The 18,861-nt window shown below is 40.0% G+C and carries 19 protein-coding genes and 1 rRNA gene; 16 read left to right on the forward strand and 4 right to left on the reverse strand.

Annotated features, from left to right (window positions below):
* Nucleotides 1-43 precede the first annotated feature (43 nt).
* Nucleotides 44-244 (forward strand): cation transporter, encoded by a 201-nt coding sequence (locus B5Y67_RS13115; RefSeq protein ID WP_088226881.1) that lies wholly within the window; start codon nt 44-46, stop codon nt 242-244.
* Nucleotides 245-396: 152 nt separating this feature from the next.
* On the opposite strand, the gene B5Y67_RS13120 is transcribed toward B5Y67_RS13115, so the two are convergent.
* Nucleotides 397-978, reverse strand: a complete 582-nt coding sequence (locus tag B5Y67_RS13120) for an HDIG domain-containing metalloprotein (RefSeq protein ID WP_088226882.1) — start codon at nt 976-978, stop codon at nt 397-399.
* 191 nt (nt 979-1,169) lie between these two features.
* Between B5Y67_RS13120 and B5Y67_RS13125 the strand changes: the two genes are divergently transcribed.
* From B5Y67_RS13125 to B5Y67_RS13150, 6 genes are all read left to right on the forward strand, one after another.
* Nucleotides 1,170-2,423: a DNA polymerase IV gene (locus B5Y67_RS13125; protein ID WP_088226883.1), complete on the forward strand. Its 1,254-nt coding sequence runs from the start codon at nt 1,170-1,172 to the stop codon at nt 2,421-2,423.
* Nucleotides 2,424-2,542: 119 nt separating this feature from the next.
* Nucleotides 2,543-2,965 (forward strand): GNAT family N-acetyltransferase, encoded by a 423-nt coding sequence (locus B5Y67_RS13130; protein ID WP_088226884.1) that lies wholly within the window; start codon nt 2,543-2,545, stop codon nt 2,963-2,965.
* A gap of 53 nt (nt 2,966-3,018) precedes the next feature.
* Entirely contained in the window at nt 3,019-3,432 is a 414-nt protein-coding gene (locus B5Y67_RS13135; protein ID WP_242975965.1) for a thioredoxin family protein, read from the forward strand.
* Complete coding sequence (locus tag B5Y67_RS13140; RefSeq protein WP_088226885.1) at nt 3,429-3,848, forward strand: MauE/DoxX family redox-associated membrane protein; 420 nt, start codon at nt 3,429-3,431, stop codon at nt 3,846-3,848. Before B5Y67_RS13135 ends, B5Y67_RS13140 begins: the two co-directional genes overlap by 4 nt.
* Before the next feature lie 32 nt (nt 3,849-3,880).
* A complete protein-coding gene (gene dinB, locus B5Y67_RS13145) occupies nt 3,881-5,080 on the forward strand; it encodes a DNA polymerase IV (RefSeq protein WP_282432778.1) in 1,200 nt (399 codons plus the stop codon).
* Nucleotides 5,081-5,152: 72 nt separating this feature from the next.
* Entirely contained in the window at nt 5,153-5,350 is a 198-nt protein-coding gene (locus B5Y67_RS13150) for a hypothetical protein (RefSeq protein WP_088226887.1), read from the forward strand.
* Nucleotides 5,351-5,498: 148 nt separating this feature from the next.
* Here B5Y67_RS13150 and B5Y67_RS13155 read toward each other — a convergent pair whose 3' ends face one another.
* Nucleotides 5,499-5,705 (reverse strand): alpha/beta-type small acid-soluble spore protein, encoded by a 207-nt coding sequence (locus tag B5Y67_RS13155; RefSeq protein WP_047811342.1) that lies wholly within the window; start codon nt 5,703-5,705, stop codon nt 5,499-5,501.
* Nucleotides 5,706-5,949: 244 nt separating this feature from the next.
* Between B5Y67_RS13155 and B5Y67_RS13160 the strand changes: the two genes are divergently transcribed.
* Nucleotides 5,950-6,600 (forward strand): hemolysin III family protein, encoded by a 651-nt coding sequence (locus B5Y67_RS13160; RefSeq protein WP_088226888.1) that lies wholly within the window; start codon nt 5,950-5,952, stop codon nt 6,598-6,600.
* 63 nt (nt 6,601-6,663) lie between these two features.
* On the opposite strand, the gene B5Y67_RS13165 is transcribed toward B5Y67_RS13160, so the two are convergent.
* On the reverse strand, nt 6,664-7,134 hold the full coding sequence (locus B5Y67_RS13165; protein WP_088226889.1) for a YbjN domain-containing protein: 471 nt from the start codon (nt 7,132-7,134) through the stop codon (nt 6,664-6,666).
* Between the two features lie 178 nt (nt 7,135-7,312).
* Between B5Y67_RS13165 and B5Y67_RS13170 the strand changes: the two genes are divergently transcribed.
* The 6 genes from B5Y67_RS13170 (at nt 7,313) to B5Y67_RS13195 (ending at nt 16,218) form a co-directional block, all read left to right on the forward strand.
* Nucleotides 7,313-8,503: a cache domain-containing protein gene (locus B5Y67_RS13170; protein ID WP_088226890.1), complete on the forward strand. Its 1,191-nt coding sequence runs from the start codon at nt 7,313-7,315 to the stop codon at nt 8,501-8,503.
* 339 nt (nt 8,504-8,842) lie between these two features.
* Nucleotides 8,843-11,890 (forward strand): formate dehydrogenase-N subunit alpha, encoded by a 3,048-nt coding sequence (gene fdnG, locus B5Y67_RS13175; RefSeq protein WP_088226891.1) that lies wholly within the window; start codon nt 8,843-8,845, stop codon nt 11,888-11,890.
* A gap of 2 nt (nt 11,891-11,892) precedes the next feature.
* Nucleotides 11,893-12,672 (forward strand): 4Fe-4S dicluster domain-containing protein, encoded by a 780-nt coding sequence (locus tag B5Y67_RS13180; protein ID WP_088226892.1) that lies wholly within the window; start codon nt 11,893-11,895, stop codon nt 12,670-12,672.
* 50 nt (nt 12,673-12,722) lie between these two features.
* Nucleotides 12,723-13,415, forward strand: coding sequence for a cytochrome b/b6 domain-containing protein (locus B5Y67_RS13185; RefSeq protein WP_088226893.1), 693 nt, complete (start codon nt 12,723-12,725; stop codon nt 13,413-13,415).
* Nucleotides 13,416-13,452: 37 nt separating this feature from the next.
* Entirely contained in the window at nt 13,453-14,223 is a 771-nt protein-coding gene (gene fdhE / locus B5Y67_RS13190) for a formate dehydrogenase accessory protein FdhE (protein WP_088226894.1), read from the forward strand.
* A 393-nt stretch (nt 14,224-14,616) separates the two neighbouring features.
* The gene (locus tag B5Y67_RS13195; protein WP_088226895.1) at nt 14,617-16,218 is read left to right on the forward strand and encodes a peptide chain release factor 3; all 1,602 of its coding nucleotides are present in this window, start codon (nt 14,617-14,619) and stop codon (nt 16,216-16,218) included.
* Between the two features lie 568 nt (nt 16,219-16,786).
* Here the strand turns inward: B5Y67_RS13195 and B5Y67_RS13200 are convergent.
* Nucleotides 16,787-17,977 carry an N-acetylmuramoyl-L-alanine amidase gene (locus B5Y67_RS13200; protein WP_088226896.1) on the reverse strand — a complete coding sequence of 397 codons (1,191 nt, stop codon included), beginning with the start codon at nt 17,975-17,977 and terminating at the stop codon, nt 16,787-16,789.
* A gap of 127 nt (nt 17,978-18,104) precedes the next feature.
* Between B5Y67_RS13200 and B5Y67_RS13205 the strand changes: the two genes are divergently transcribed.
* On the forward strand, nt 18,105-18,419 hold the full coding sequence (locus tag B5Y67_RS13205; protein ID WP_088226897.1) for a hypothetical protein: 315 nt from the start codon (nt 18,105-18,107) through the stop codon (nt 18,417-18,419).
* Between the two features lie 325 nt (nt 18,420-18,744).
* A 16S ribosomal RNA gene (locus B5Y67_RS25615) occupies nt 18,745-18,861 on the forward strand; the annotation flags it as partial.

Consider the following 18,861-nt stretch of genomic DNA (forward strand, 5'->3'; position numbering starts at 1 on the left):
GAGAAGGTATAAAAGAAATTCTGTGGGAACGGAGGTGAATAAATTGAGCCAGACAATCCTGAAAGTTGAAGGTATGACTTGCAATCATTGCAAAATGAGAACCGAAAAAGCTCTGCAAGCAGTCAGTGGGGTTGAAAGTGTTAAAGTCGATCTTGATGCTAAAGAAGCTGTTGTTTCAGGAAATGCAGATCGTGCTAGTCTTGTTAAAGCCGTTCAAGATGCCGGGTATACCGTAGTTGAGTAAATAAATTATTTCATAAATAAAACCATGCATTTAAGTGAGTTTAACCACTATTTATGCATGGTTTTGTTTTATGAGGGGCGCTTATGCATTTTGAATCAAAAGGTCTCAGAAATTATGAGCTGTGCGTGATATATACGTGATATATAATAATCCTAAAGTTGTCCTTTTAAGCCAATAGCTTCTGCCGCACTTTGCATCCCCTTGATAGTCTCTCCGATAATATAGTCTAGTTCCATGCCTAACATTTTTGCGCCTTGTTCAATGACTTCGCGGTTTACTCCGGCGGCAAAGCTTTTTTGCTTCCATTTCTTTTTAACCGATTTAACTTCAAGATCAAGAATGCTTTTGCTTGGCCGCAAGAGGGCCGTGGCAGCGATAAGGCCAGTTAATTCATCAATAGTGAATAATACTTTTTCCATTGTGTGAATAGGTTCGATGTCACAGCATAGCCCCCAACCATGACTTTGTACTGCATGAATATAGTCTTCGGGCATGTTGTGTTCTGTTAGCAGCTCTTTGGCTTTTAGGCAGTGCTGCTCAGGATACATTTCATAATCAACATCATGCAATAATCCGATAATGCCCCACTTTTCTTTTTCAGGTTCGCCAAGAATATTGGCAAAATGAAGCATTACAGCTTCCACAGAGAGCGCATGGGTAATCAGGCTGTCACTCTTATTATATTTCGTTAAAATATCATAGGCTTGTTCCCTGGTTGGTATTGGCTGTTCCACTATATATGCCTCTTTTCCTTAATTGTTATAAAAAATACTAAACGTTTATTCTTTCCATGTCAACCTCGGCTCAAAGCACTTTTCCGTTGATGTTTTAATTGCGCATGGTTATAATTAGAACATAAGTTCTATTGGCAGCAAATAAATGTGCTGTCAATGTTAGACTCTAAATTAACGGGTGGTGTTAAACAATGGCCAAAAACTGTGTTTTTCATATTGATGCAAATTCTGCCTACCTATCTTGGGAGGCTTCGTTTCGTCTTCAACAGGGTGATTCACTCGATTTACGGACAGTTCCAGCAGTTGTCGGCGGTGATCCAAGTACCCGTCATGGGATCGTACTTGCAAAATCAATATCCGCCAAAAAGTTTAATATTCAAACGGGCGAAACTCTTTACTCGGCATGTCAAAAATGTCCAGGGCTAATTATTGTCCCACCGAATTATACCCTTTATCGCCAGTGCAGTGATGCTATGGTTGAGATCCTTCAAGAGTATAGTCCATTGGTCCAACGTTTTTCTGTCGATGAATGCTTTTTGGATTTTTCCGGAATGGAATTGTGCTTCAAGGACCCTATAAAAACTGCTTATGAAGTCAAGGATCGAATAAAAAACGAACTGGGCTTTACCGTGAATATTGGAATTTCTACGAATAAGTTATTGGCTAAGATGGCAGGAGAGTTGAAAAAGCCGGATATGGTCCATACTATTTTCCCTGAAGAAGTTCCCGCAAAAATGTGGCCTCTGCCGATTGAGGAACTTTTCATGGTTGGAAGAGCAACTTCTAAAAAGCTTAGATCCCGAGGAATTCGAACGATTGGGGAATTAGCTAATTTTGACTTGAAACTGATTAAGCTATTTCTTAAATCCCATGGAGTTCTAATTTGGAATTATGCCAACGGTCTTGATTATTCACCTGTCCGAAAGGGCGGTTCCCTTGAAGTAAAGGGTATGGGCAACTCAACTACAATTCCCTTCGATGTAGAGGATCGAAGGAATGCTCATCTTGTTATACTTTCTCTTGTTGAATCCGTAAGTGCCCGGCTGCGTCAGGCCAGTCTTTTAGCCCGATTGGTATCCATATCCTTTCGAACCAATGAATTTTATAGTAGTTCGCATCAGCGCAAGCTTTTTAATGCTACCGATTGCACCGATGAAATTTGGGAAATAGCTTGTAAGCTCTTCGATGGATTATGGGATAATCAGCCTCTCAGACATATGGGACTGCGTGTATCCGAACTCTGTCAAAACGATTTTTACCAAACATCTTTATTCGGCAAGAATTTTGCTAAACGACGTAAGGTTGATAATACTATCGATGTAATTAGGGATAAATTCGGGTCTTCTGCTATTTTTAGATCGGCATTTCTCTACAGCGGGCTTCATTCAATAACCGGTGGTGTCATTGAAAACGAAGATTACCCAATGATGACAAGCCTTTTATAGGGACAGGAAAAATTTGTGCTTAACCACAAAGAGGGATTTAGCAATCTTCCATTGAATATCAGGATAAGGAATTCCCTTAATTGATATCAGCAAATCGGGAAAACAGAGGTGAGAAATACATGAGTTTGAAAGTTCAGTACAACTGTTCAAATATTAAATGGGATAATGTAGCACAGACTTTAAAATTAGTTGGAATGGCAAGTTACGCACCAGAAATTCATAAGAAAGCCTTTGAGAATAGTCATACAGTAGTATTTGTATTTGATGGCGAAAAACTCGTTGGCTTTGGTCGGGCAATCTCCGATGGGACATATCAGGCCGCCCTGTATGACTTGGCAATATTGCCTGAATATCAAGGCCGAAGGATAGGAAGGATGATTGTGAGCACCATAAAAAATTCGCTTCCCAACTGTAACATTATCTTATATGCAGCACCGGGGAAAGAAGGGTTCTATGAAAAACTTGATTTTAGGAAAATGAAGACTGGGATGGGTTTGTTTTGTAACGCAGCTAATATGAGAAACAGGGGCTTCATTGAATAAAAAACTGCACTAGCATTTGTACCTTGAGCGAAGCGAAAGGAATGTTTAGCGTAATGAAGAAGGTATTTTTAATAATATTCATGGTAGGAATCTTGTTATCTGTTGGAATTTATTCATGGCAGTCACAAATGTTTCAAAAAGACCAGATGACAGAGATTAGTCCGGATCAATTACAACAGAAAATTGATAATGGTGATAATTTTTACGTTTATTTTTACTCTCCGACTTGTGAACAGTGTATTAAAACGGAACCTTACCTTAAAGAAGCCGTTAAAAAACTTGCAGTTAAAAATATAGTAAAAGTCGATGTTCAAAAATATGATGCCTTGCGAAAACAATATCAAATACAAGGGACACCCACAATTTACGTCTATAATAATCATAAGTTAGTTAAAGGTATTACTGGGGGCTTTGAAAATCTTGAGGATTATGTAAAGTTTTTTCAAGAAACGGGAGGAACAACGTGATTTTTTTAAGATTGTTGCTTGCAGGAATTTATATATATGCCGGGGGATCAAAGCTTTTGAATTTATATCTTTTTAAAGCTACTATTCTAGCTTATTATCCCTTTTTGCCTGGTGTGGCGGCTTTACTAATTGCTATCGTCTTTCCTTGGCTGGAAATTTTGTCCGGTTTATCTCTAGGGGTCAATTGGCAAGGAAAGTATTCGAGCGCTTTCTTATTGCTGCTGTCCTTATTTTTCTTAATCCAAACCCTTCTTAACTATAGTAATGTTTTGCCCTATGGGTGTGGATGTTTTGGTTTCAGCGGACCTGAAACGATTACCGTATATTATATCGTGAGAGATTCTTTGATTATGCTATTATCCGGCATTGTTTGTTTTAGACAATGGAAGACAAACAAACTTCCTGCTGAGATTTAAAGTTAGGGAAGGTGATGATAGTGACAAGCGCAATTGGCGATAAGCCTTTAAATCATAGTGATACCTGTAAAGATTGGACAGGCTTACGTAAACTAATCCATGTCGATATGGATGCCTTTTATGCCTCAGTAGAGCAGCGGGATGATCCCACCTTATTAGGAAAACCGGTAGTTGTCGGCGGTAAGCCCAATAGTCGGAGCGTTGTTTCAACAGCATCTTATGAAGCCCGAAAATTCGGCATACATTCTGCTATGCCCATGGCAGAAGCCTATCGTCGTTGTCCTCAGGCCATATTTTTGCCAGTAAATATGCCAAACTATAAAAAAGTCTCTTTACAGATCCGAGAAATTTTTTTGACCTATACGCCATTAGTAGAGCCTCTATCCGTGGACGAGGCCTTTTTAGACGTAACAGGATCTACAAGCTTATTTGGATCAGTAGATTCTATTGCTCTGCAAATTAAACAACGCATTAAAGAGGAACTCGGTTTAACCGCTTCTGTAGGCATTGCTTGGAATAAATTTCTGGCTAAATTAGCTTCCGATTTACAAAAGCCTGATGGTTTTGTCTTTGTTCAACCGGATAAAATCCAGGAATTTCTGGATCCTCTGTCGATAGAACGACTTTGGGGAGTGGGGCAAAGAACTTCTGAACAATTACATAAATTGAATATTAAAACGATTAAAGATTTGCGTTATTTAGAGCTGGGATATTTAATTCAGCAATTCGGAGTATTGGGAAATCAGCTGCATCAGTTAGCCCGAGGTATTGATGAACGGCCCGTTGAACCTGAGAGGGCTATTAAATCTATCGGTCGAGAAACTACTTTTTCAGTCGATGTAACTGATACAGACGCTTTGGAGACCACTTTATTAGAGCTTGCTGTTGATGTTGGGCGGCGACTGCGAAAAGAGGGTTTAAAAGGTAAAACCGTAACCCTAAAACTTCGCTATGACGATTTTAAAACGGTATCGCGTTCCCAAACGTTAGATCAAGCCACGGATCTTGATGAAAAAATCTTCCAAGAAGCTCGGATTCTGTTAAGGAATGTTTCTCTAAAAAGTTCAATACGCTTGCTTGGAGTTACGATCAATAACTTATCTTCAAAATGTGAAAATCAACTCTCATTGTTTTCTGAGTCGGACGAGAAATTGGAGACCTTAGCTAAGGTAATTGATGCCGTTAACCAAAAATTTGGCGAAAAGGGCATTAAAAGGGCTAGACTCTTGTAATTACTATCTCATTAGCTGCTTTTCTGGCATGAATCCTTTTGTTTTGGATAAAATAGTTTCGAGGTGAAGAGCATGCCAAGAAATGATGGCAATAAAAATAAATTTGAGGATTTGAAAAAGCTGGAATTGACCTTGAAAAATATCCATAAAAATGAAGAATTTCTGGAGGAAAATGCTGAAGAACTTTCTGCACATCAAATTAAAGATGTTAAGTCAAAATTGGCTTCGAAGAAAAAACATTTAGAAGAAACGGATGGAACCATTAAATAGGAGCATAAAGCTCCTTTTTAATGGTCCTCTTTAAATACTTCGTGCGATGGGTACTATAATGAGGTGAGTGTTGAATTCTAAGCCAAATTAATAAGAAGGATATCTTACGATATCCTTCTTATGTTAGAAGCTATTCAACTGATTAACGTTAGATTTTTGCTCCGCCTTTGAGATGCTCTTCAGCGAATTGAATCATACGTTTGGTCATTTGACCGCCAACAGAGCCATTTTCGCGGCTGGTACGGTCACCACCGAGTTGGAGTCCCATTTCATTTGCAACTTCATACTTGAACTGATCCAATTGTTGTGAAGCACCTTGAGCTGCTGGTGTGTTCGTGTTTCTTTCTCCTGCCATGATAGGAACCCTCCTTTTAAAATGTGTTTGTGTACTGGAACATTCTTATTATGTCTTAGTTGGCTTTAAATACTCAGGTAATTATTGCTACAATATATATTGCTTCCCTTTTTATCGGCAGGATCATGATAATGGACATATGAGAATAACGCGTTTTTATTATAATTGATTTTGTTTTTCATAAGGTTTAAAATTAGGTTAGAAAGAAATACCAAGAGAAAGAAATGTTCAGGAGGCTTTCATAATGAGTTTCAAGATGAAAGAACCGGTTAATACTTGGACACATTTTGTTCCATTTGTAGCCGCAATTATTGGTTTAGTTTGCTTGATCATTAACTGTAAAGACAGTATCTCAAAGTTGATCACGATGACAATATATGGCTTGAGTGTGATAGCCCTTTATGGAGCAAGTTCGGTGTATCATTGGGTCAGAACAACACCACAAAAGGAGCTTCTCTTAAAAAAGATTGATCATATTGCTATCTACTTCCTTATTGCAGGTTCATACACACCGGTTTTTTATTTCGGACTAGACGGCGCCTGGCGGTGGGCCATGCTTATATCAGTATGGACTTTGGCGTTAATTGGAATGATCTTGAAATTATGGCTTATTCACGCCCCGCGTTATGTTTCAACAGCATTTTACGTATCTCTTGGTTGGATTGCCTTGGTACCTTTTTTACAGCTTATTCGCCATCTTCCGGAAGGGGCAATCATCCTAATGGCTGTGGGCGGCGTTGTCTATACCATAGGTGCAGTGATTTATGCGACAAAAATTTTTGACTTTTTTCCTAAACGATTTGGATTCCATGAAATTTTCCATCTTTTTATTGCAGTAGGTAGCTTAGTTCATTTTATTATGATGCTTGTTTATATTGTGCCTTTGGCGGCATAAAGTAAAGAGAGTGGCAAAATTGCCACTCTCTTTTTTAAAATGTTGTTCTTCATGGAGATAAAGTCAGTCTTCTGTGCGATGATTTTCATCGCTGCAATAGGCTGTGGCTTCTTCGGCACTATAATTTCCATAAACGAGTTTCATTAAGCCTGGATAATAGGTATCAAAACCGAGAACTCCATTCCAGACTATATTCAGTATTTGATCCTTAGAGGGTTCGGCATCAGCAAGATCCAAGAAGGTTCTAAAACGGATTTCACCGTTATCCATATCCATTTCAAAATTACCGTTCGCGAGTTCATAATTGACACGGCTCATAAAATCACATACTTCGAGACGTTTGGCATAAGGGATTTTTTGATTAATATGTGTGTTGCAAAGTAAAGATTCCTGCTCTTCATCAACGAGGAGGAAAGCATGAAAATTAGCGTTAACCCCTCGAATCTCAAGTTTAATAATTTCGTTCTTAGTGTCAGAGTCAAAATCCCAGCCATTTTGATTAAGAACTTCATAGAGTACTTGAAATAAAGACACGGTTAGCACCCTCCTTATTATGCCGTTTGTTATCTAACAATTCCACATGAAGGTCTTTAATTCCTGCACCGATAAAATAAGGGAAGCAAAAAAATACTTACTTGGAAAAGAAGGGCATATGTGGAAATATCTCGAAGAATATAGGAATTGATATCTCCCTAAGGAGGGATTGACTGATATGCGTTCTCTAAAACATCAAATTTTATTACTTATGTTAGGTTCCTTAGTTCTGTTAGCAGCGAGTTTCATTTTCATTTTTGGTTGGTATATGAGGGAACGGGCCGTTGATGCAGCTATTGTCAAAGCAGAGACGGATCTGAAAACATGTATGGAAATTATTAATGACAGCGTTCCGGGACCTTGGGAAATAAAATCTGGGATTCTCTACAAAGGAGATGTTCAACTATCTTACCGAACAGAGCTTGTGGATCATTTATCTAAGTTAACAGGTGATACGGTTACTTTATTTTTAGGCGATACTCGTACAGCTACAACAGTTCGTGATGGCAATGGAGAAAGAGCTATTGGAACGAAAGTCTCCGATGCTGTTGCCCAAAAAGTTTTAAAAAATGGTCAAATGTATCTTGGAGAAGCAAATGTAGTCGGACAGTTATTTCAGACTGCCTATGAGCCGATTCGCGATAGTAACGGAGAAATCATTGGCATGTTTTATGTCGGAATATCTAAAAACTACACACAATCATTTATTGTGAATTCCTTAATACGTCTGAGTCTGCTAGGGTTAGGTTTAGCTTTCTTCGTAATCATCTTAACTTGGTTCTTCATTCAGAGGGTAATTATCCGGCCCTTAAAAGAAATTACATTGGGAACAAGAGATGTTGCTACCGGTCATGCTACAGAAAAAGTTAATGTGACGGGACCCAAGGAAATTGGAGATTTAGCAGTTGCCTTTAATCAAATGGTAGAACGATTAAGTAATATAGCTGATGAAATGAGCAAAGTGACTGTTGCCCGGGAAGGCAAAGAAGAACGGTTTCGCGAGAATGAAGAGATAAGACCTGCTGATGACAGTGGTTTCGCTGATGAGTTTAGGGAGCCTGACTCTGAAGATGGTAATCATAAAGGGGAACAAAAGATTGATAAAAAAAACGTGGAATTAAAGACTTACAATATGGAGCAAGAGGGATTACCCAAAGGTTTGAATGTTATGACCTTAAAACAAATTCTTGTGTTTTTATCGGAAACCGCAGAACCGGTTTCAGCTGAAACTGTTGCAGAAGGTGTAAGACTAACTAGGGTTACTGTGCGACGATATTTAGATTATCTCGAATTACGAAAAATTTTAGATACAGAGTTGAAGTATGGGACAGTTGGAAGACCAGTAAAACTATTTCAACTGAACCAATGATTAATTATTTAGCGTCTAGTCTGCCAAACCAACAAACTACTGCGAGCATTTTGGGGCTGCGCAGTTAAATTGCTAAAAAGGGTTGTAAAACGAATTAGTAGATGCGTTGACAACGCCTTTTTTAGGTTACGAAATCTTTTTTTATTTACATAATGTTCATAATGAAGACATCGGAGAAAAAGAGAGTTAAGCTAAAGGATAGAATATTTAGAATATTCTATATTAAAAAATATAACATAATCTTTAAACTAAAAGTATTAGGCATTTCCTATTGCTGAAATTTTGTGGAGAGCTGTAGGTATGTTTAATAAAAAGATTAATCAGAGGAGGAAAGAAGGTATGGATGTTTCTCGCCGTGGTTTCCTTAAGCTTTCAGGGCTCTCTATTGCTGCCTTGGCTTCGGGTTTGGGTTTTGATCCGACGATAGCCGAAGCTAAGGGATTTGTCCTGAAACTTGAGGGAAGTAAAAAAATTCCGAGCATATGCCATTTTTGCTCGGGTGGATGTGGGATGCTCTTATATGTTAAAGAGGGAAAGTTAATTCATCTTGAAGGAGATCCGGATCATCCGACTAATGAAGGAGCTCTTTGTCCTAAAGCTGCGAGCTTACTGAGTGTTGCTTATTCGCCAAATCGGGTCACGAAACCGAGACGTCGGGCCCCAGGGTCTGATCACTGGGAAGAAATTTCTTGGGAAGATGCCTTAAACCTGGTGGCTCAAAAGACAAAAGAAATCAGGGAGGCTACTTGGAAAGCCAATGATGAGATTGTTAACGCTAAAACGGGACAGCGCGATCTGCTGCCTGTTAACCGTGCTGAAGGAATTGCCTTCTTAGGTTCGGCCGAAGTGGATAACGAAGAGTCATATCTCATTTCCAAGTTTTGCCGAATTATTGGTACTCCTTATAATGAGCATCAGGCCAGAATATGACACGCTCCCACGGTGGCAAGTTTGTCACCTTCATTTGGCAGGGGTGCGATGACAAATTCCTGGTCTGATTTGCAAAACGCTGAGGTTTTTTTAATTGCCGGCAGTAACTGTGCGGAAAATCATCCGATTGCTATGAAGTGGATTAACCGGGCGAAGGAAAAGGGAGCGAAAATGATTGTTGTTGATCCGCGCTTTACTCGGACTGCATCCAAGGCAGATCTCTTTGCTCAAATCAGACCCGGAACAGATATCGCCTATTTAGGTGCAATTATTAATTATATTATTGAAAATCAATTATTCGATCGGAATTATGTTTTAAATTATACTAATGCCTTACTTAAAGTAGCGAAGGATTATAGATTTGAGGACGGTGTTTTCTCGGGTTATGACGCGAAGAATCGGAAATATGCCGTAACAAGTTGGGGGTATCAACTTGGTTCAGATAATAAGCCTCTTAAAGCAGATTCCCTTGAGGACCCGGAAAGTGTCTTTTCTAAGCTGAAAACTCATTATTCCCGTTATACCTTTGAAGTTGCTGAAAAAATCACCGGAATTCCGGCGGCAAAAATTAAAGAAATTGCAGACACGTTCTGCAAAGGAAAACCCGGGACAATTCTTTATGCTTTAGGTATGACCCAACACACTACCGGTACTCAAGGAATACGTGCCTACGCTGTGATTCAATTACTGTTAGGCAATATAGGCAAAGCTGGCGGAGGAATTAATGCTCTGCGTGGTGAGCCTAATGTCCAAGGATCAACCGATATGGCAAACCTTGTAAGCAACTTGCCCGGTTATTTGCCGTATCCTATAAACAGCGACAAGACTCTTCGTGATTACCTGGTACGCAGTGGTTCCTTTTATGAAAAACATATAGTTGCGCTCCTTAAAGCTTGGTTTGGGGAAAATGCAACCAAAGAGAATGACTATGGATTTAGCTACTTACCTAAAACAAGTCCTTCAGTAAATGCCACAATGGTGAAAATATTTGAGATGATGGAGAAGGGACAGTTTAAATTACTTTTTAACGTTGGCTCTAACTCCTTGGTATCAATTCCGAATAGAAAGCTTGTTCGTACAGCTTTGCCCAAACTCGATATGATGGTTGTATCAGATTTATTCGAAATTGAAACTGCCCAATTCTGGCGTGAGCCCGGAGTTAATCCTGCAGATATTAAAACAGAAGTCATTATGTTTCCGGCGGCATTTGTCTATGAAAAGGCTGGTAGTTTAACAAATTCATCGCGTTGGATTCAATGGAAAGAGGCTGCGCTTAAGCCCTTGGGTGATGCGAAACCGGACCTTGAAATGCTGGATTCTTTATTTAAAAGGATTAGAAAGTTATATGAAGGAAGCACTGATGTAAAAGATGCTCCCATTTTAAAGGCTCGTTGGGATTATGGTGAGGAGGTAAGCGCATTAAAAGTACTTCAAGAGTTAAGTGGGTATGACGAAACATCCGGCAAGCTTCTCCCAACAATAGGCGATTATTTAAAAGCTCCCATTGGGTCTGCATCAACAGGAAATTGGATTTATGCAGGAGCGACGGGAAACGGAAATCTTGCAGCACGCCGCAAAAATGACGATCCGTCAGGTCTAGGGCTATTTAAAGACTGGAGTTTCGCTTGGCCCGGAAATATTCGTATTCTCTATAATCGAGCTTCTTGTGACTTTTCAGGGCAACCAGTTGACGATAAACGCAAACTCGTTTGGTGGGATGCTTCAGCAAAGGTTTGGGCCGGAAATGACGGGGCCGATGTGGCAGACAAGACCAAAGGTCCTGATACTCCCGAAGGTAGGCAGAGTTTCCGAATGAATCCAGAGGGCTTGGGCCGATTATTTGCAGCTCCCTATATGAGCGGTTTACCTGCGGAACCACCCGCCGATGGTCTTACGGCTGTTGGTGTCCGAGCTGCCGGAGTATGTACTGATGGCCCAATGCCGGAATTCTATGAACCGACGGAAAGCCCGACCGATAACCTATTACATCCAGAGGTATCTAAGAGCCCTGTAGCTTTAATTCTTTCATCGTCTCCTGAAATACAAAAAATGGGTAAGGCCAATGATTTCCCGCACGTTTTAACAACGTATGGAGTTGTGGAGCATTTCTGTGCCGGAGGAATCACCCGCAATATACCCTGGCTCAATGAACTTATGCCGGAACCTTTTGCCGAGCTTAGTAAAAATTTGGCCCAAAAAATAGGTATTAAAGAAGGAGATATGGTCGAAGTCTCTTCTGCTCGGGGTAAGGTCACAGTACGAGCTCTTGTCACAGATCGCTTACAGACTTATAAGGTGAACGGCAAAGAAACTGAGACCATTGGCATGCCTTGGAGTTGGGGATTTGCAAGCTTAAGTCCTGGACCAAGCACTAATGAGTTGACAATTGCTGCCCTGGATCCCGGAGCGGGAACTCCAGAGTACAAGGTTTGCTTAGTTAATGTAAGGAGGGCTTAGCAATGACCAGAAAAATGGTTTTCGTTGATACTTCGAAATGTACGGGATGCAAAGCCTGTACTGTTGCTTGCAAGGAATGGAATGAGCTTCCTGCCGAGAAGACTCAGCTGGTCACAAGCTATCAATCTCAAAAGGACTTTAGTCCGAAGACTTGGACTTATGTAACCTTTACGGAGAAATATGAAGAGCAAACCATGAACTTCTTAATGCGCAAAGCACAATGTTTTCATTGTGGAGATCCGGCTTGTCTTAAGGCTTGTTCCTCCAAAGCAATTACGCAGACAGAATCGGGGTTTGTAGTTATAGATCATACAAAGTGTATTGGCTGCGGATATTGCTCTGAAAACTGTCCCTTTGGTGTTCCGAAGGTTGACCAAACTCTGCAGAAATCATTTAAATGTAATGGATGTATTGACCGAGTTGAAAACAATTTAAAACCCTCTTGTGTGCAAACGTGCCAAACGGGTGCGTTGATGTTTGGGGATTATTCAGACGTCCTTGGGCAGGCGAAAAACCGTCTCAGCGAAGTCCAAAAAACTCATTCGAAGGCTCAACTCTATGGAGAAAAGGAAATGGGCGGTACAACTTACCTCTATCTTCTCATGGATCGCCCAGAAATCTATGGCCTTCCTGTTAATCCGACGATTCCGCTTTCCCTGACGCTTTGGAAAGATGTTGTTCGTCCCGTAGGTGGAATCGCGGTGGGAGGAGCGGCGGCTGCGGTTGTAATCGGCGTTTTTGCCAATATTGTAAAAGGTTCATATCGCTCAAGAGACGACTGAGCTCAATATAATCTTCGTGTTGAAGTGAGTATAAAATGGGGGGGAGACTAATGGGCATTAATACTCAAACAAAGAAGAAGGAAAGCCAATCACATAAAATACTGCGATTTACTAAGGGTGAGCGAATCAGCCACTGGGTACATGCCATTGCCTTTTTTCTTTTACTTTTCACGGGTCTCGGAATTTTGAACCCATCATTTCAACCCATCATGAATGTATTCGGAGGCATACAAATTGCCCGTTTGATACATCGGGGGGCTGCAATCGTATTTGTTGTGATTGTAGGTTTAATGTTTGTTGTGGGAAATCCCAGTCACCATTGGGAATGGCTAAAATCCGTCTTTAAATTTACGAAATCGGACTGGCAGCATGTTCGCGCATTTCCTAAAGAGTTCTTTGGTGGACATGGTGATTATCCTCCGCAGGATAAGTATAATGGGGGAGAAAAAATTAACTCCTTGATTACGATCTTTGGCTCCTTTTTTATTACCTTAAGCGGAGCTGTGATATGGATGGCTCCTTGGTTTCCTTCCGGGTTAGTCCGCTGGGCATACCCTGTTCATGATTTATCAATGTTTATGATGGTGGCAGCATCACTCGGGCACATTTATTTGGGAGTATTGCATCCTGATTCACGGGCCGCTTTGCCGGGGATGTTTAGCGGGTATGTGTCTGCCAAGTTTGCACGAGCTCATCATGCTTTGTGGTATGAACGGGTTCAAAACCAACAGCAAAAATTATAACAACTAGCTTAAACTTTAGCATTGGAGAGAACCGTCAATGAATAAGCCAAAAGAGACACTAGACACAGCAGAGGAAAATAACCTTGAGGAAGCTTATCAAACTTATCGTTTACTTAAGGGAGAAATCAAAGTATGGCAAGAAGAACGAGGAGCATTTTGGGCGAAAAAGCTAAATCCTGAGAAGTCTCCTCCGTACTATCCTTTGGTAAATTTGCCGGGAGCAGCGATATTAGAACTTTGGGCGAGGTTAAATCGGGTTATGGAAGAGGACGTACCAGAGTCGTTCTTGAAGTACGTCTGGCAAAATTTCAAAGAAGGACGAGGGATTCAAGAACCTTGGCTGCAAAGTACCCTTCAGTTAGCTCTGAGTGGTTTAGCTCAGCTAGCTCGACTGAAGGTAATTTCTCAGGCAGAAGATCAGAATTTTATGAAAGAAAATGAGGAAAAGCAAGGTATTGACACTTGTTGCCCTATCTGTGGAGAGAAAGCAGTACTTTCTGTGTTAGTACCTCCTCATGGAAAGCGCTTATTGCACTGCATCTTCTGCGGCCAGGAGTGGCCAACGATGAGAGTCGGATGTATTTTATGCGGAAGGGAAGAAGCGAGTTCACAAAACTATTTGCTGTCTAAAGAATATCCAGGAGTTGAATTAGTAACTTGTGATCTTTGTGGACAGTTCTTTAAAGAATTTGATTTAAGGCTGCTTAGTGCTGTAGATCTAGTTTGGGAAGACGTCAGAACGTTACCTTTAAATTATGCTGGTCAACAATGGATAACGGAGCATATGCAATTTACCAATAGTCAATAGAAACTAGACTGTTTCTCGAAATTTAGTAGTAAATCAGTAGTGTCCTCATCCACACGGTAAAAGTGGATTGAGGACACCTTTTATTGTATTCTTAAATTGAAGATGAGAATTTGAAAACGGCAAAGATAATTTTAGATTGTTCCTTGTTTTTTAGGTAATATGATTGGCTGGAACCCTATGGTACAGAAGTAATTATAGGTACAGTGAATAGAAATATAATTTTGTCCGAAGTAAGTTTTATTTGAGGATTATTGATAAATCATGATATAATATCAATTTGAGATGATTTTCATATAATTGGTTACAGTACCCTTAAGAGGGATAAAAAGCCCAGATATAATTATTGATAATTGCAATTCAAAAAAGGTAGAACAGATTAAGGAGCTAAAGACATTGAATCAAGCGAATTTAAGAGAGGAAATTGGTTCTCGAAAGACCTTTGCCATTATATCTCACCCTGATGCCGGTAAGACTACATTAACTGAAAAACTGCTTCTCTTCGGAGGTGCAATTCATGAGGCCGGCTCGGTTAAAGCCCGCAAAGCGGAACGTTATGCTACTTCAGATTGGATGGAACTCGAGCGGCAAAGGGGAATTTCCATTACTTCAAGTGCCCTCCAATTCAAGTATCAGGGTTATGTTATTAATATTTTAGATACCCCTGGGCACCAAGATTTCAGCGAAGACACATACCGTACGTTAACAGCTGCAGATAGTGCAGTTATGTTAATCGATGCGGCTAAAGGAATTGAGGCCCAAACTAAAAAGCTGTTTCATGTCTGCCGGCAAAGAGGCATTCCGATTTTTACCTTTGTCAATAAATTTGATCGCGAGGCCAAAGACCCTCTTGATTTAATGGATGAAGTGGAAAAAGTTTTAGGCATTGAATCCTATGCTATGAATTGGCCTATTGGGATGGGCCAGGATTTTAAAGGGATTTATGATCGGCAAACTGGTATGGTTGAACGTTTTGCAACAGGAAGCGGCAAGAAAAGTTCCCAACCACCTGTTTCTGGGGACATTAACGATCCGCTTGTGCGAGAAGGTATTGGGGAAGACCTGCTTAAACAATTGCACGATGAAATTGATCTTTTAGACTTAGCAGGGAATACGTTTTCTCAAGAACGCGTGGATCGCGGAGAGGTTACTCCTGTATTTTTCGGAAGTGCACTTAATAACTTTGGAGTTCCGAATTTTCTCCATAGTTTTTTAAAACTAGCGCCGGCACCTCAACCTCGGAGCACCAATCAGGGAATATTGGCACCGGAGACCGAAACTTTTTCTGGATATATCTTTAAAATCCAAGCAAATATGAATGCGCAGCATCGAGACCGGATTGCTTTTATTCGGATCTGTTCGGGGCGCTATGAACGAGGGATGAATGTTATCCATACACGATCTCATCGCCGCCTTAGACTTGCTCAGCCCCAGCAATTATTTGCTCAAGAACGGACAATTCTTGATGAGGCCTATGCTGGGGATATTATTGGAGTTCATGATAGTGGTCTTTTGCGGATAGGTGACGTCTTGACTGAAAAAGATGGACTTCAGTTTGAGGCAATGCCCTTCTTCAGCCCTGAAAATTTTGCACGTATTAATATTGCTAATGCTTTGAAACGCAAACAATTCATTAAAGGAATTCAGGAATTGCAAGAAGAAGGGGCAATTCACGTCTTTCGGGATCTCCATGTAGGGGTTGAGGCTCCTATTATTGGAGTGGTAGGACAATTACAATTCGAAGTCCTGGAATACCGTCTGCGGGAGGAGTATGGTGTTAAGGTTAATATCCAACACCTTCCATACGAAATTGTACGCTGGATTGATAAAAACGAAAAAACAGTTAAACTATTATCCGAATCAAGTATGAGTACAGTTGTATTAGATAAAGACGAAAATTATGCCGTTTTATTATTAGATGATTGGAAGGCAAAATGGTTAAGTGAGCGTTATGAAATTGAGTTTTATACTCAGCCACAAGAACTGACGGTGAACTGATCCATTTAATCTAATTTAAATCCTGGTTAAGCAACGGACTATGCCGATTAAAAATGGCAAAATTGTTAGGCCAGTTCATGACCTACTTTTGAAGAGAAGTATTCGGAAGCTCGGGAGAAGACTTAAGAACTTAGATCCCGGGCTTTTCTGTTGTTTTGAATTAACTAAAAAAAGCCAGTAAAACTGGCTAAACAAAGAAGGGGTATAAAAAGTGGAGTTAAGCTTAACGTATTAACGACAAAATCAAAAAGCAATGCATTGGCTGCAGTTGCCACGATCAGGACATTGTGAACAGGTAGGAGGGTACAAAATAGGTTTATTCGATGGAGTACTATCATTTGATAGAATCAACGGCATGATTCAGCCTCCTCTTATACAGAACTGATTTACTAATATTATTATACTACAGATGTTTGAAAAGGCAATATCTGTTTTGAAAATATTCTACATATTTACAATATTATATAACAGATTCTGTTTGATCTTTAGAGTAAACTTGTTGAATCGAAACTATTGTTACAATGATAGACTTAACGGGCTTTTGCTGATCAAAGTGAATCTAAGTAAATTACGAGCGGGGATTCAAAATATGATCAAAGATAACGTGGCCACCAATCGAATCACCATAATTCCCCTCGATTAAAATAGTCACTCCTTTAACTCCGGGCAATTGGGTCATAGACCATACTATAGATTTAACGGCAATGTCCTCCTCTAAAGCACTGCCCGAAAAGTTCTCGCGTATTTCCTTGCTGAAATTTAAGGTGATGATATTATTATTTAAAGAGATTGAAAGTACCTTAGTTTTTGGTGAAAGCGCCGAAAGATGATCGGGTGAAGTCGGACCTTTAATCAGGTCTTTCAAGATGAGATCTGCTTTATGAGTCAGGGTTAGCTTGTTCCAAACTGAAGGATTAAAGATCCTATCTTCAGGGCTTAAACCGTCCAGACCGGCGTTTGAAAAATAGACCTTATATGTATCCTTACCTATTGGAGCGGGACCTTCCTGACTTGTGACACTTTGAATCCCTTCGCGAATTTCACGGATTTCTTTAGGTGTTTCAAAATAGCTTTTTATGCCGTCGCCAATCGCTTTGGCAATTGAGTCACGGTAGTTGCTGGTTAATAAGAGCTTTCGTTCCCTTGGATTAGAAATGAATCCCACTTCCACGATAACAGCGGGCATCTTTGTTTGATTAAGCAGGTAATAATCGCCTGCTTTTGCTTTTCGTTTATTGTCAAGCTGCAATTGAGTGAGATGTTCCTGAATATTCTCAGCTAAGATTTTTCCGGCTGGCGATTTTTGATGATAATAGGTTTCCATTCCATAAGTGTTTCGCCTTGGAAAACTATTAGCATGGATGCTGACGAACAAGTCTGCATTATTCAAGGAAGCCAGACTAATTCTACGATTTAAATCTATCCGTTTAGCTGCACGTCCTTCATATTGACCGGGATTATAAAAGTCTTTATCAACATCACGAGTTAGAATGACAGTACAACCTTCAGATTCTAATGCTTTGCGCAGTCGAAGTGATATATCTAAATTGACGTCTTTTTCTTTTACTCCTGAATTTTGGGCGCCTGGATCAGCGCCTCCGTGGCCGGGATCAATTACAATGACTTTGTTTTTAAGGCTTTGCGAAAGTGCCGTCTTAAACCTTAAAGTGCCGGTACCAATTATGATTAACATTGTAACTATAATCATACTAAAAAGGACAGGCCTGCGTATTAATAATATTATAGGACGGTGATACATTCGTCAGCACACTCCTCCTGTTAATCCTTTTTGAGTCATAATTTATGTATATTGTAAGAAGTTATCTCGTAAACATAATTTATAAAAAAGATTATTAAAAGCTGTCAATTTACAAAGGAGCAGATTTATGATTTGGCTGTTTGTCTTGATATCTGTGATTTTATTAAATATACCATTTGGTTATTGGCGAAAGGACGTCAGGAAGTTTTCGCTGCCATGGTTTTTGTCCGTTCATCTTCCCGTTCCGGTAATAATTTTTCTTCGTATTCATTTTGGACTAGGATGGGCCCTTTCAACATTCCCTCTGCTTATAGGTTCATATTTTACAGGTCAATTATTAGGGGCCAAGTTGTATGCTTTTTGGAGTAAAACCATGCGTGTTAGTGGCTGCCTTTTTTATGATCTTATTCGAGCCAGATGGGTTATTATTATTTCCCGTTAAGCCTAGTAGAACCGACTATTGAAGCTAGTATCAAAAACGTTACTGTATTAACCGCAAAGAGATGGCATAAATTGGATCGTATATATTTTAAAATTACGTGAAATAATAGTTGACAGTACATCACTAATAATGGTACTATAACTGAGCGCCACAAAAGTGGCACAGAACATCTCGAAGTTGCTAACTGCTTTAGAAAAGCATAAAAGCATCGATGGTCTTTGAAAACTAAACAACAAGGACAGCCAATGAGAGAAACTCGCAAGAGTTTCAAAAGAATCATGAAATCATGAGCAGTAATCATCTTCTTTAAAGAAGTGAGATAACTTTTTTGGAGAGTTTGATCCTGGCTCAGGACGAACGCTGGCGGCGTGCCTAACACATGCAAGTCGAACGGTCTAATGCTTAACACTGAGTGTTCAGTGAAGTTGGGACAGCGAGAGCG

The organism is Desulfosporosinus sp. FKB (assembly GCF_002196705.1).
Lineage (GTDB): Bacteria > Bacillota > Desulfitobacteriia > Desulfitobacteriales > Desulfitobacteriaceae > Desulfosporosinus.